The sequence below is a fragment of the Bradyrhizobium sp. 76 genome (genome assembly GCF_023073025.1).
Classification (GTDB): Bacteria; Pseudomonadota; Alphaproteobacteria; order Rhizobiales; family Xanthobacteraceae; genus Bradyrhizobium.
In genome coordinates this window covers 358,176-371,630 of the sequence record NZ_JADPIS010000015.1, presented here as the reverse complement: position 1 = coordinate 371,630, position 13,455 = coordinate 358,176, and the positions used below count along the sequence as shown (strand labels likewise).

Sequence of the window (13,455 nt, the reverse complement as noted above, 5' to 3'; positions counted from 1 at the left end):
GCCATTGTCGGCTGTGACCGAGGGTCAACCCCGGCCAATTCGCAGAATTCCCGCAGACCACTTTAATGCGGGCAAGTCTCGACCTCGACCGTGACGTGGCTCAGCCCCTTCAACCCGGCGAGCCGCTTTTTGTAGACCGCCGGCTGCTTCGGCTTGTCCGACACCACCGAGACCAGCACGGCGCAATGGCCGGGGCCGACCTGCCACAGATGCAGATCGGTGACGCGGTCATCGCCGATCTCCATGCGCGCCCGGATCACGCGCTCCAGCTTCTCGTCGGCGCGGACGTCGAGCAGCACCGCGCCTGATGTCTTTATCAGGCCGAACGCCCAGCTTGCGATCACGGCACTGCCGATCAGGCCGACCGCCGGATCGGCCCAGGCCCATCCCGAATACATGGCGACCACGAGCGCGGCGATCGCCAGCACCGAGGTCGCCGCGTCCGCCATGACGTGGACATAAGCCGCGCGGAGATTGTTGTCGTGATGATGGTGGTGGTGATCATGGTCATGATCGTCGTGATCATCATGCGCATGGCCGTGATGGTGATGACCATGGTTATCGCGGAGCAGCCAGGCACTGGCGAGATTGACGCACAGGCCGAGGGCAGCGACTACGATGGCCTCGCCATAGACGATCGGCACCGGATTGATCAGCCGCAGCACGCTCTCATAGGCGATCTCGACCGCGATCAGGCCGAGGATGATCGCGCTGGCGAAGGCGGCAAGATCGCCGAACTTGCCGGTCCCGAAGCTGAAATGCGAGCTCCCCAGATGTCGTCGCGCAAAGCGATACGCGAACGCGGCAATCCCCAGCGCCGCCGCATGCGTTCCCATGTGCCAGCCGTCGGCGAGCAGCGCCATCGAGCCGAACAGCGTGCCCGCGACGATCTCGCCGACCATCATGACCAGCGTCAGGATGACGACGAGCCAGGTACGCCGCTCGTTCTCGTCGTGCTTGTCGCCCAGAAAGGCGTGGTCATGGGTCCATTGTTCGATGGAATGGGAATGCATCGCGAAGTCTCCGAAAGGCCCGGGCCGTTAACCCCTAATATAGACCTGCGAGTCCTCTGGGCAAAATCCCCGGAATGAGCCGATTGACAGGTAGGTGCCGTTTCGGTGTAATGAAGGTCATGGAGATTTGAGCGATCTCCCCACGAGGCGACATGCCCAAGTATCGCGTCCCGTTGTTTTTCACGAGGGCGCATCATGTCTTCCTACACGACGATATCATCTGACAAACTGGCACGGTTGATCGGCACGGCAAACGCCCCTGCCCTGATCGACGTGCGCACCGACGAGGATTTTGCCGCCGACCGGCGGCTGATCCCAGGCTCGATCAAGCTCAGCCACGACAATGTTCCGGAATGGGGTGCCGAATTCGCCGGCCGCACCGCCATCGTCTCCTGCCTGCGCGGCGCAAAGCTGGCTCAGGGCACGGCGGCCTGGCTCAGGCAGCTTGGGGTCCAGGCCGAGACGCTGGAAGGCGGATTCGAGGGCTGGAAGGACGCAAAGCTGCCGCTGCTCGATACCCGCAAGCTGCCGCCGCGCGACGCCAAGGGACGCACCGTCTGGGTGACGCGGGCGCGGCCCAAGGTCGACCGCATTGCCTGCCCCTGGCTGATCCGACGCTTCGTCGATCCCAATGCGGTGTTTCTGTTCGTGGCACCTTCGGAAGTGGTGGCCGTGGGGCAACGCTTCAACGCAGCCCCCTTCGACATCGAGAACGTGTTCTGGAGCCACCGTGGTGAGCTCTGCACCTTCGACGTGATGATCGAGGAGTTTGGGATTGCCGCGCCGGCGCTGCTCCGGCTCGCAACGCTGGTGCGCGGCGCCGACACCGGGCGGCCCGACCTTGCGCCGGAGGCCCCCGGCCTGCTCGCAGCTTCGCTCGGGCTGTCGCGGATGTATGATGACGACCTCGAACAGCTCGAGGCCGGCATGCTGCTCTACGACGCCTTCTATCGCTGGTGCCGTGACGCCACGTCCGAGACCCACAACTGGCCGACCAACAAGGCGAAGGCTTGATGGATACCCGTACGATCGAAGCAGGAGCTGATGCCGGTCACGGCGTCAGCTTCAGCGAAGCCTTTCGCGTTTGGCTCCGCGTCGCCTGCCTGAGTTTTGGCGGGCCCGCGGGCCAGATCGCGGTCATGCACCGCATCCTGGTCGAGGAGAAGAACTGGATCTCGGAAGCCCGTTTCCTCCACGCGCTCAATTACTGCATGCTGCTGCCGGGCCCGGAGGCGCAGCAGCTCGCGACCTATGTCGGCTGGCTGATGCATCGCACCGCCGGCGGGCTGATGGCGGGCGGGCTGTTCATTCTGCCCGGCATCATTGCCATCATGGGCCTGAGTTACGTCTACGCCGCCTACGGCAATGTCAGCTTCGTCGAGGCTCTGTTCTTCGGCTTGAAGGCCGCCGTGCTCGCCATCGTCGTCGAGGCCGTGGTGCGCGTCGGCAAGCGCGCATTGAAGAACCGCATCATGATCGCGCTTGCCGCGATCGCCTTCGTCGCGATTTTCTTCTTCGCGATCCCCTTCCCGGTCATCATCATCGCCGGCGGAATCATCGGATATATCGGCGCCAAACAGGGCCGTCCGGAATTCGCGCCGGCCGGTCACGGCCCTGCCGGCAGCAGCGCCGTGATCGACAGCATGCTCGGCGACGCCGTGCCCGAGCATGTCCGCCCCAACACCGTCCGCACGATTCGCGTGGGCGTGTTGTGGCTTGCGCTGTGGCTGGTGCCGGTGATCGCGCTGTTGCTCGCTGTTGGACAAGACAATGTCTTCAGTCACATCGCGCTGTTCTTCTCGAAAATGGCGATGGTCACCTTCGGCGGCGCCTATGCTGTGCTGGCCTATGTCGCCCAGCAGGCGGTCGAGCACTATCACTGGCTCAAGCCGCACGAGATGCTCGACGGTCTTGGCATGGCCGAGACCACGCCCGGCCCTTTGATCATGGTGCTCCAGTTCGTGGGCTTCATGGGCGCCTACCGCGACGCCAGCGGCCTGTCGCCGATGCTCGCGGCCACGCTCGGCGGACTGCTCGCGACCTGGGTCACCTTCACACCCTGCTTCCTCTGGATCTTCGTCGGCGCCCCCTACGTCGAACGGCTGCGCGGCAACAAGGGTCTCGGCGGTGCGCTCAGTGCGATCACGGCTGCCGTCGTCGGCGTGATCCTCAACCTCTCGATCTGGTTCGCGCTGCACACGCTGTTCCGCGACACCGTGCCGGTGCACGCGTTTCCGCTGAACTTCGACATGCCGGTCCTGACGAGCGTCGATATCCCCGCGCTCATGCTGTCGATCGCGGCAGCAACCGCGATCTTCCGGTTCAAGCTCGGCATGCTCACGGTGCTCGCGGGCAGTTGCGCGGCGGGCGTGGCGCTAAGGTTGGCGGGGGTGATTTAGAACATGGACTAATTGGTTCGTCACGTCCGGTTTGCCAATGGAAGGCGTCACTAAGCCGTCAGGGTTGCATGGCGAACCTCAGACATCCTCGCCCGAGCCAGTGGGCCAGTTGGTCATCTCAGCTAGCTATGGGGTCCCGGTTCGCCCGCTTGAGGTCATCCACGGAAACGCAGCGCCGGATCTGCCGCATACATTCACCCTTTTTGCTTCTCTTTTGCGCTTCTTCCATCGGAGCTTTCAGAACGTTCTTCGAAGCGATCAGCGCCCTTAGCTAACGTGTCCCGTCTTGCTCTCGTTTTTCGCTTCTTCCTTAGCAGTCGCCTCGCGCAAGCCTTCAGCGGCCCGTTCCCCAGCTTTTGATGATTTTCGTTTGTCATCCATGTGAAGCACCTTCCCTGATAAACAACACGCTTCTCCAGGAATACTCCGTGTCTATCCCAGCTAAGCCGTAACAAACTTCAATCAGATCGCTTCGAGATTGTTCCAGTTCGGTTGAAGCTAGTGCGTCAACTGGCGTAAGCCGACGCCAGACGAGCCGCGCGATCCATGCCGAGTGGATCAGGAGCTTCTTTTCGCTTTCGGTCATAACTTTGTCCTATCAGGTGCCGGGTCGCCGAAGTTGCGCTGAAAAGCCTATGCCACACCGCCTCTCAAGCCCTCGCAAAACATTCTGCTTTACCGAAATTCGGATTCGACGTACCAACGACACACCCCGACCCGAGACAAGGGGCGGATCGCGATCGTCACGACCGCGGGCTGGGCAGCGATGGACGCGACGGCGTCGGGCATGACAGGCATTGCAGGGCGCTTCGGCTGTGAGCAATGCCTTCGTGCCTACGACACGATGCCGCCAGCGCCTTGGCATGCTTCGGGTGTGAGCACACGCCAGCACTCGAAGTCCCAGCGAGGACGTGCGCGGACGAACAAGTCGTGTGGTCCTGACGCCCGGGGTCTGTGCGTCAAGTCCTGCGGTGATGTGGCGGCCCGACCGGGCGCGCGCATCAGTCATCTGCAAGGCGACGGGGGCAATAGTGCATCGCTCCCCGGGGGAGCACGAAGGACACGTTAAAACCATTGCGCCGGGAAGGCCGGGCGATCCGGCGAACCTGTGATCCACCCCGTGTGCATTTCTATCGCCCACGGATCTGCGGTGCCAGCCGGCGCCCGGCCTTCCCTGCGCCCTTGTCTCAACGAGGGCAATGCGACGACGCAAAACTCGGGCAGAACGCGCCGCGAGATCGCGAAGGCGTGTCCGCTGTTCGACACGTATAACCGAGCGGTGGCTGGGTGAACCTCACCCTCGATGTCCTCGCCCGGCTTGACCGGGCGACCCAGTACTCCGAGACGATCGTGATTGAGAAGAGAAGCCGCGGCGTACTGGATGCCCCGGTCGAGCCGGGGCATGACAGCCGTTTCCTAGCGCTATCGCATCAGTTCCAAGGTGGAAAGATTGGAACGGGGAGAATTCGCCCCGGTTAGCTCTCACTGCGAGGAAATCCGCTTTTTTGGATGAGCCATGACCGATCTATCTATCGATGCGCGGCTGCTTGCCCCTGACAATGACCGGCACGGCGCCAATCTCACGGTCGTTGCTGTCGCGGCGGCGATTCTTCTGGCGGGCGCCGCGGCCTTGTCGGGCACGATTTCCTGGCAGCAGGGATTGTTGTTTCTTCTCGGAGGTGCACTTGGCCTGACGCTTTACCATGCGCTGTTCGGGTTCACCTCGGCCTGGCGCGTCTTCATTGTCGCGCGACGAGGCGCCGGCCTCCGTGCGCAAATGGTCATGCTGGCGCTGGCAACCGCCCTCTTCTTTCCGGCCTTGGCGCAAGGCACGCTGTTCGGCGTTGCCGTGCATGGCGAGCTCGGCGCGGTGGGCGTGGGCATGCTGACCGGGGCGTTTCTGTTCGGCCTTGGAATGCAGCTTGGCGGCGGCTGCGCGTCGGGAACGCTTTATACCGCCGGCGGCGGCAACACCCGCATGCTGGTGACACTGGCGGCCTTCATCGCCGGATCGACGCTCGGTGCATTGCACCTGCCGTGGTGGAGCGCGCTGCCGAACAGCGGCGCGGTCTCGTTGATCGAACGGCTCGGCTGGCTGCCGGCGCTCGTGCTCTGCTGGGCCGTCATGGCTGCGATCTACCTCATCACCGTCAGGGCCGAGATCGGCCGCCACGGCCAACTTGAGCCGGGAGCGCGCACGAAGCTGCGCGGCGCGCGCCGCTTCATGCAGGGGCCGTGGCCGCTCCTGTGGGGCGCGGTCCTGCTCGCGATCGGAAATTTCGCCACGCTGTATCTCGCGGGACGTCCCTGGGGCATCACCTCCGCTTTCGCGCTCTGGGGATCGAAGATCCTGATGAGCCTCGGCGTCGACGTCGCGTCTTGGCCCTATTGGCAGGGTGCTCGCGCCGCCTCGCTGCACCAAAGCATCTTCGCCGACATCACCTCCGTCATGGATTTCGGCATCATCCTGGGAGCCTTGCTGGCGGCAGGCCTCGCCGGCAAATTCCATCCGACATGGCGCATCTCCGCATCCTCGCTCCTCGCCGCCATCATCGGCGGCCTGCTTCTCGGCTATGGCGCCCGGCTCGCCTATGGCTGCAATATCGGCGCTTATTTCAGCGGGATCGCATCGGGCAGCCTGCATGGCTGGTGCTGGCTGGTCGCGGCTTTCGTTGGCAACATTCTGGGAACACAGCTCCGACCGCTGTTCGGCCTGGCCGTCGAGCGGTAGGTCTTCGTCCGCACGCCGGCGCTCGATGCTGCCCTCTAACGCATCATCAACCGCGCGATCGCCTCGCCGATCACCACCGTCGTAAAGTGGGTGTTGGCCCGGCAATCCGACGGCATGATCGAGGCGTCGGCGACGCGCAGGCCCGCGATACCCTTCACCGTGCCGTCAGGGTTGACCACGCCCTGGGTGTCGTTAACTCCGGTCATGCGGCAACTGCCGGCGGCGTGTTGGATGTCGCCGGTCTCACGGCGCAGCAGCGCTTCGAGCTCGTGATCGGGCAAAGCAGCAGCTTGCGGCAGCGTCAAATCCGTGTCGGCGAGCCGGATCCAATCCGTGATGCCCGATAGCGCCGGCTGGGCGGTGATCACGGCCAGCCGCCTCACCGCATCCATCATGCGTAGCATGTCGCGGGGATCGGCCAGCATGTTCTCCTCGACAACAGGATCGATCGCGGGGTCGGTCGAGGCCAGCTTGAGCGTGCCACGCGAATACGCGTTGAACAGCCCGGCGCCGATCGCGCCCGGCACGCCGATGCCGCGGTGGTTGAAGGCGATCAGGATCATGTCGCGCTTGCCGCCGTCGGCGAGGCCTGACGAATAGGTCACGCAGCAATTGGTGTGGCGGGTGTCGGGATCTGTGGGCCGCAGAATTTCTTGGAGCTGGATCGTGGCGCGAAACAGCGGGTGATCGAAGAAGTGCTTGCCGACCGGCAGGTCGCGCTCGACCGCGATCCCCATCGCCTTCAGCTCATCCGCAGGTCCAATGCCCGAGCGCAGCAGGATTGCCGGACTGTGGATGGCGCCGGCACACAGCACGATCTGGCGCGCGCTGATCTCGCTGGTGCCCTGCCCCTCGATGTGAACGCGAAGGCCGGTCGCCCGTCCATTACTGATCAGCACGCGGTCGACCAGCGCATGCCCGCGAATTTCCAGATTGGCGCGGCCCCGCGCGGGCTCCAGATAACCCTCGTTGGTGGTGATGCGGCGGCTGTTGCGGCTGTTGATGGGATAGCAGGCGACCCCCTCGCCGTCCGGGCCGTTGACGTCGGCGCACCAGGGATAGCCGCTCGCCAGCGCCGCGTCGCGCAAGCCGCGATCGATCGGTCCCCACTTTTCCGGCGGCGCGCGATAGACCGGCAGCGGTCCGCCGAGTCCGTGGGAGGCCTCGTCGCCGAATTCCAGATCATCCTCGATCACCGAGAACAACGGCATCACGTCCTTGGCCGACCAGCCGGTGCAGCCATTGGCGGCCCATTCGTCGAACGCGTCCGCAACGCCCCGGATCGCGATCTGACCGTTCATCATCGAGGAGCCGCCGAGCCCCTTGCCGCGCCAGTAGAAGCGCGGCTCCTGGCCGGCCACGCGGCGCGTCAGAAGATCCGGCCATTGCCATTTCTCCTGGTACTCGCGCTTGTGGATGATCGGGATGGGATTCGGCGTCATCACCTCCCACGGCGCCTCCTCGGCGCGCCAGTCCAGGCCCGCCTCAAGCAGCAGGACGCGCCGTGCGGGATCTTCCGAGAGCCGTGCCGCAACAGCGGCGCCGGCGGAGCCGCCGCCGACAACAATGACATCGTACATCGCGCTACTTCTCAACGTTCCAGAACACCGGGATGGCGGACGGTATCAGACCGCGCAAGGTCGCGCGAGAGGCGGCGGGCTGGGCGAATTGGCCCCACGGTATTGCGGGTGCCTGATCGTACATGACGGTCTGGATCTCGCCTGCGATCTTCTTGCGATCCTCCTCGGCGGGCGCCTTGGCAAAGGCTTCCATCAGCGGCGTAATGCGCGCATCGCATTGCCAGCCGGTGAAATCGGCGCAGTTGAAGGCGACCATGACGTTGGTCAGCGGCGAACCGAGGTCGAAGCCGCCGGCGTGAACGCCATAGACGCTCCAGCCCTCCTTCTTGGCGCGGCGCGCCAACACGCTCGCCCAGTCCATCACCTGGAGGTCGACATTGAAGCCGGCTTGCTTCAGCCGCTCGGCCAGCACCTGCGCCGAAATACGCGGGGCTTCGAGATCGTTGGCCTCCATCACGACAACAGGCTCGCCGGCGTATTTCGTCGCCTTCAGTGCGGCCTTCGCCGCTTCGATCGACGGCTTGGCGGCGGCTTCGGTCCCGGCCTTGCTGTCATAGGTGGTGCCGCAGGTGAAGTATGTCGCGCAAGGCGTGGCGTATTTGGCGTCCAGGCCGAGTGCGTCCAGCACCTCGCGCTGATCGACCAGCTTCCACAGCACGCGGCGAATTTCTGGATCGTCGAACGGCTTGGATGCGGCATTGAGGCGATAGGCGCCCGCGAACATGTTGCCGCCGGTGAAATTGACCAATTTGACCCGTGAGTTCTTCTCCATGGTCGGCAGCAGATCGAACGGCGCGTATTGCATGAAATCGACTTCGCCGGCCTGCAGCGCGGAGGCTGCGGTCGCGCCGTCCGGGATGACACGGATCTCGAGCGTGTCGATGTTGACGCGCTTGCCGCCGGCGAGGAAGTCGGCAGGCTCGGGCCGCGGCACGTAGTCGGCGAATTTCTTCAGGACCATGCGGTCGCCGGTGCGGTGATCGGCCTTGCTGTAGACGAACGGGCCGGAGCCGACGATCTCGGTGATGCGCTGGTCGCCGGGCGTTTTGGCGATGCGCTCGGGCATCATGAAGGCCACCGGACTGACGGGATTGCCGAGCGCGTCGATGACGAGACCGGACGGCTCCTTCAGCGTCAGCACGAAGGTTTTTGCGTCGGTCGGTTCGAGCGAGGCCGTGATCGCAAAGATGCGGCGGCCGAGCGCGCTGCGGGTGCCCCAGCGGCGCAGCGAGGCGACGCAATCGGCGGCCGTGACCGGTTGGCCGTCATGCCACTTCAAACCGTCGCGCAGCGTGAAACTGTAGGTCAGGCCATCGGCCGAGACTTTCCAGTCCTGCACCATCTGCGGCTTGATCTCGCCTTTGGAATCCTTCGCAAACAGCGTGTCGAACACCATGTAGCCAAACGTGCGCGAAATATAGGCCGTCGAGAAATGCGGATCGAGCGTGACGATCTCCGCCTCGAGCACCGCGACGAGATTGCCTGCGGCATGCGCGGGCGGCGCGGTCAGCGCCAAGGCGAACAGCGCCGGAATGAAAGCCTTCAGTTTGAACATGGAATGGATTTGCCTTTTGACGGAGACGTTAAAGTCGCCAGACAAAAAGCAATGTTCATGCCCGGAGGGCCGAAACACGTATGCGCTCACGGCTATCTGCCGCGCGTTTGCGCGCCACACCCTCGCTGTCATCGCCCGGCTTGACCGGGCGATCCAGTATTCCAGAGAAAGCTACGATTGAGCCGAGAGGTCGCGGAGTACTGGATGCCCCGCCTACGCGGGGCATGACACTGTCGATATGGCGACGGCCCGCGGACTACCCGATCACCCTGCCGAACTTGTTCGACTTCGGGAATCCCTTCGGCGCGAGGCGGCCGGCGTCACCGCGGTTGCCGCGCCACTCGGCGAGTTCCTTCATGGTCGCAGAGAATTCGCGCCCCGCGGAGTCCTTCCAGGTCAGGCCCGCCTTGGCGTCGAACACGGCGACGTCGGAAAGACCGCCATCCTTGTATTTCTGCAGGCGCGCACCGCGGCCACGCGGCATCTCCTGCACCTGGTCGAGCGGGAAAAGCAGCATCTTGCGGTTCTCGCCGATGACCGCGACGGTATCGCCGAGCACCTCGGTGACCGTGCGCGCCTCGTTCGGCATGTCGACATTGAGGACCTGCTTGCCCTTCTTCGTGGTGCCGACGCAGTCGTCTTCGTTGACGACGAAGCCCTGGCCCTCGTGGCTCGCGACCAGGAATTTGCGTCCGCCCTTGTTGACGAACAGCGTGACCGGCGCGGCCTCCGGCTCGAGATCGATGAACTGGCGGATCGGCTCGCCATGACCGCGGCCGCCCGGAAGTTTTGCGACATCGAGCGAGTAGAATTTTCCGTTGGTGGCGAACAGCAGCAGCTTCGAGGTCGTTTCCGCGAAGAACGCGAACCCGAGCTTGTCGTCCTGCTTGAAAGCCAGCCCCGAGAGATCCTCGACATGGCCCTTCAGGGTGCGGATCCAGCCCTTGTCGGAGACGACCACCGTCACCGGCTCGCGCTCGACCAGGGCCTCCTCGATCGCGGCCAGATCGTGCTCGGGCGCGTCCGCAAAGGTGGTACGGCGCTTGCCGAGCGGGGTCTTGGGTCCGAACATGTCGCGGACCTTGCCGACCTGCTCGGCGACCTTCTTCCACTGCTCGGGTTCGGACGCCAGCAATCCCTCGATACCCTTCAGCTCCTTGCGAAGATCCTTGTCCTCGCTGCGGATCTCCATCTCCTCGAGCTTGCGCAGGCTTCGCAGCCGCATGTTGAGGATGGCTTCGGCCTGCACTTCGGTGAGCTTGAACGCCTTGATCAACGCCGGCTTCGGCTCGTCCTCATTGCGGATGATCCTGATCACCTCGTCGATGTTCAGATAAGCAATCAGCAAGCCGCCGAGAATCTCCAGCCGGCGCTCGATCTCGGCCTTGCGATGGTTGGTGCGACGGATCAGCACGTCACGCAGATGGTCGAGCCATTCGCGCAAGCATTCCGCGAGCCCCACGACTTTGGGGACGCGGCCCTTGATCAGCACGTTGAGGTTCAGCGGAATCTTGTTTTCGAGCTCGGTCAGCCGGAACAGCGATTCCATCATCAGCGCGGGATCGACGTTCTTCGACTTCGGCTCGATCACGATGCGAACGTCTTCGGCCGATTCGTCCCTGATATCGCCGACCAGCGGCAGCTTCTTCTGGTCCAGCAGCTCGGCGATCTTCTCGATCAGCCGCGACTTCTGCACCAGAAAGGGAATCTCGGTGACGACGACGACCCAGGTGCCGCGCGCGCCCTCTTCCTGCTCCCATCGGGAGCGGACGCGAAACGAGCCGCGGCCGGTGGTGTAGGCTTCAGCGATCGCCTGCTTGGAATCGACGCAGATGCCGCCGGTGGGGAAATCCGGACCCTTGACCCATTTCAGCAGCGCCCTGGATTTCGCGTCGGGCTTCTCGATCAGATGCAGCGCGGCGTCGCAGAGCTCGGCCGCGTTGTGCGGCGGGATCGAGGTCGCCATGCCGACCGCGATACCCTGCGCACCGTTGGCGAGCAGGTTTGGGAAGCCGCCGGGCAGCACGATCGGCTCTTTCGACTGGCCATCGTAATTGGGGCGGAATTCGACCCCGTCCTCGTCGATGCCGTCGAGCAGAAGCCGCGCGACGTCGGTCATGCGCGCTTCGGTGTAGCGATAGGCGGCCGGATTATCGCCGTCGATATTGCCGAAATTGCCCTGGCCGTCGACCAGCGGGTACCGCGAGGAGAAATCCTGCGCCAGACGCACCATGGCGTCGTAGATCGCCTGGTCGCCATGCGGATGGAACGAGCCCATCACGTCGCCGACGATTTTGGCGGACTTCTTGAATGCCGTGCCCGGATCGAGCCGGAGCAGGCGCATGCCGTAGAGGATCCGGCGGTGCACCGGCTTCAGGCCGTCGCGCGCATCGGGCAGCGCGCGATGCATGATGGTGGAGAGCGCGTACGCGAGATAGCGCTCTTCCAGCGCCTCACGCAGCGGCACCTCGTGAATTTCGGCCGGTTCCTCCGGCGGAATCAATCGTTTTCCCATGCCGCCCGGTTAAACCGTGGAAGCGAATCGGGCAAGGATCGATTGGTTCCTGTGCGCGGCCTACTGGCCGGCCCAGCCTGCGGTGAAGGTCTGGGTGGGTTGGGCGTTTTTGGCCTGCGTGGTGGCCGGGGCATTGGGCAGGCACCGCCGCGCCGTCTCGATCTCGGCCTCCGTCGCGCCCTTGGACCTTGCCCATGCCTCTGCGGCCGCAGCGGAATATTTGGCTACATAGAATCTGACGACGGTACAGGAGGCACGGCGAAACACGCCCGGCTGCTCACCCGCGAGGGCGTCCGGCGCCAGCGCGATCAGCGCTGCCGATATCACAAGTCCCTTGATCAGCATGAGGCTATCCCCGGTTGGAACCCAAAACGGCAAGTCCGGGGAACCCCGTTTTGTTCCAGCAAGCGTTGTCCCACCAGGGCAATGCAGAGCCGCGCCAGGTTCATGGCGCGGGAATCGCGCCCTTTGCCTGCTGTCGCGTCAGCGCGTTGATGAAGCCCGCCCGCGCGTCGGAATGGCCCTGCCCGCGCGGCTCCAGCACGTGCCGCAACAGGAACAGGCCGGTCAGTCGAAAGCCATCCTGGAGATCCTCGTCGGTGAGGTCGCCCTGCACCTCGCCTTGGCGCAGGAACGGCGGCAGTCGCAACAGGCGGTCGCGCCACGGTTCGCCCGCTCCGCGTGACACCGCGCCGCCGGATTTGGGCGAGACATAGATCAGGTCGTTGGTTTCTCCGGTCACCGCGCAGTTTTCCAGCGCCAGCCCGAAGCCGAGCTCGGTGAGCATCGCCAGCTCGAAATGGATCACGTGTACGGCGGCACTGCCGATGTCGTCGAAATCATCCAGCGAATGTTCGAGCAGCGCCATGAGGTTTTCGTGCGAATCGCGCTCCGGCAGCAACCGCGCGATCGAGGCGAGATGGGTGATGCCGTAGACGCCGTGGGATGATCCCAGCAGCGTCGCCGCCCGCAGCTTGAGGCCCTCGATGGCATAGGTGCCGAGATGCTCGTCGAGCCGCGCCCGCCATACCACGCCGAGGCTGTTGCCGGGCTGCAGCAAGGGCCGCATCCGCGAGCCGGCGCCGCCGCGGACGAGACCGAGATGGCGGCCGTGCGCACGGGTCAGCAGCTCGACGATGGCGCTGCTCTCGCCATGCCGCCGCACCCCCAGGACGATGCCTTCGTCGGTCCATTCCATGGGTGAAGTCTAGCGGATTCCGGTCTTCAATCGTAGGGCGGATTGGCGGGATTGCGCGCCGCCAATCCGCCCGACACCTTACGCATTGAACCAGCCCTGCGCGTCGCCGCGGAACGAGAAATACAATCCCATCGCCGTCAGCACGCAGGAGACGATCTCGATGGCACTGTCGAGTTCCATGCCTTTCTCGCCGATGATCTGGCCGAGCGAGATGACCGACAGTACGAGCGCCGCCGCCAGCACCCAGCGCGGCCAGTTCTTGCGCCCGTGCGCGGCCAGCCTGACGAAGTACACCAGCAGCAGGATCATGCCGCCGGCAAGCAGCGTCGACGTCGTGATCATCTGCTCGGTCATCTCGGCATTGGGCGTGCGGTCCTGCACCGCCACCGACAAGGCATCCAGCATCAACGATGCATAGAGCAACGCTTCGAAGCGCCGTACGTTGCTGGGTACGCTCATCGCTG

Annotated in this window: 10 protein-coding genes and 1 pseudogene; 3 read left to right on the top strand and 8 right to left on the bottom strand. The window is 64.3% G+C overall.

All coding sequences use genetic code 11. The annotated features are described in order from the left end of the window. Nucleotides 1–62: 62 nt before the first annotated feature. Nucleotides 63–1,013, bottom strand: a complete 951-nt coding sequence (dmeF, locus tag IVB48_RS02670) for a CDF family Co(II)/Ni(II) efflux transporter DmeF (protein WP_247361561.1) — start codon at nt 1,011–1,013, stop codon at nt 63–65. Nucleotides 1,014–1,208: 195 nt separating this feature from the next. Here dmeF and IVB48_RS02665 point away from each other — a divergent pair, with 195 nt between their 5' ends. Together IVB48_RS02665 and chrA are read left to right on the top strand one after the other, a co-directional pair. Further along, on the top strand, nt 1,209–2,027 hold the full coding sequence (locus tag IVB48_RS02665) for a chromate resistance protein ChrB domain-containing protein (RefSeq protein ID WP_027567276.1): 819 nt from the start codon (nt 1,209–1,211) through the stop codon (nt 2,025–2,027). Further along, complete coding sequence (gene chrA, locus IVB48_RS02660) at nt 2,027–3,412, top strand: chromate efflux transporter (protein WP_247397193.1); 1,386 nt, start codon at nt 2,027–2,029, stop codon at nt 3,410–3,412. Before IVB48_RS02665 ends, chrA begins: the two co-directional genes overlap by 1 nt. A 194-nt stretch (nt 3,413–3,606) precedes the next feature. On the opposite strand, the pseudogene IVB48_RS02655 reads toward chrA, so the two are convergent. Continuing rightward, nucleotides 3,607–3,793: pseudogene (locus IVB48_RS02655) on the bottom strand (hypothetical protein). Nucleotides 3,794–4,928: 1,135 nt separating this feature from the next. On the opposite strand from IVB48_RS02655, the gene IVB48_RS02650 reads away from it, so the two are divergent. Further along, a complete protein-coding gene (locus tag IVB48_RS02650; protein WP_247397191.1) occupies nt 4,929–6,143 on the top strand; it encodes a YeeE/YedE family protein in 1,215 nt (404 codons plus the stop codon). Nucleotides 6,144–6,178: 35 nt separating this feature from the next. On the opposite strand, the gene IVB48_RS02645 is transcribed toward IVB48_RS02650, so the two are convergent. The 6 genes from IVB48_RS02645 to IVB48_RS02620 form a co-directional block, all read right to left on the bottom strand. Continuing rightward, the gene (locus tag IVB48_RS02645; protein WP_247397188.1) at nt 6,179–7,723 is read right to left on the bottom strand and encodes a GMC family oxidoreductase N-terminal domain-containing protein; all 1,545 of its coding nucleotides are present in this window, start codon (nt 7,721–7,723) and stop codon (nt 6,179–6,181) included. A 4-nt stretch (nt 7,724–7,727) separates the two neighbouring features. Continuing rightward, a complete protein-coding gene (locus tag IVB48_RS02640; RefSeq protein ID WP_247397185.1) occupies nt 7,728–9,278 on the bottom strand; it encodes an ABC transporter substrate-binding protein in 1,551 nt (516 codons plus the stop codon). Between the two features lie 256 nt (nt 9,279–9,534). Next, nucleotides 9,535–11,793: a DNA topoisomerase IV subunit A gene (gene parC, locus IVB48_RS02635; RefSeq protein ID WP_247397183.1), complete on the bottom strand. Its 2,259-nt coding sequence runs from the start codon at nt 11,791–11,793 to the stop codon at nt 9,535–9,537. A 60-nt stretch (nt 11,794–11,853) separates the two neighbouring features. Continuing rightward, on the bottom strand, nt 11,854–12,138 hold the full coding sequence (locus IVB48_RS02630) for a hypothetical protein (RefSeq protein ID WP_027567282.1): 285 nt from the start codon (nt 12,136–12,138) through the stop codon (nt 11,854–11,856). A gap of 100 nt (nt 12,139–12,238) precedes the next feature. Then, nucleotides 12,239–12,991, bottom strand: a complete 753-nt coding sequence (gene recO / locus IVB48_RS02625) for a DNA repair protein RecO (RefSeq protein WP_247397181.1) — start codon at nt 12,989–12,991, stop codon at nt 12,239–12,241. 78 nt (nt 12,992–13,069) lie between these two features. After that, nucleotides 13,070–13,450, bottom strand: coding sequence for a hypothetical protein (locus IVB48_RS02620; protein ID WP_027567284.1), 381 nt, complete (start codon nt 13,448–13,450; stop codon nt 13,070–13,072). Nucleotides 13,451–13,455: the final 5 nt, after the last annotated feature.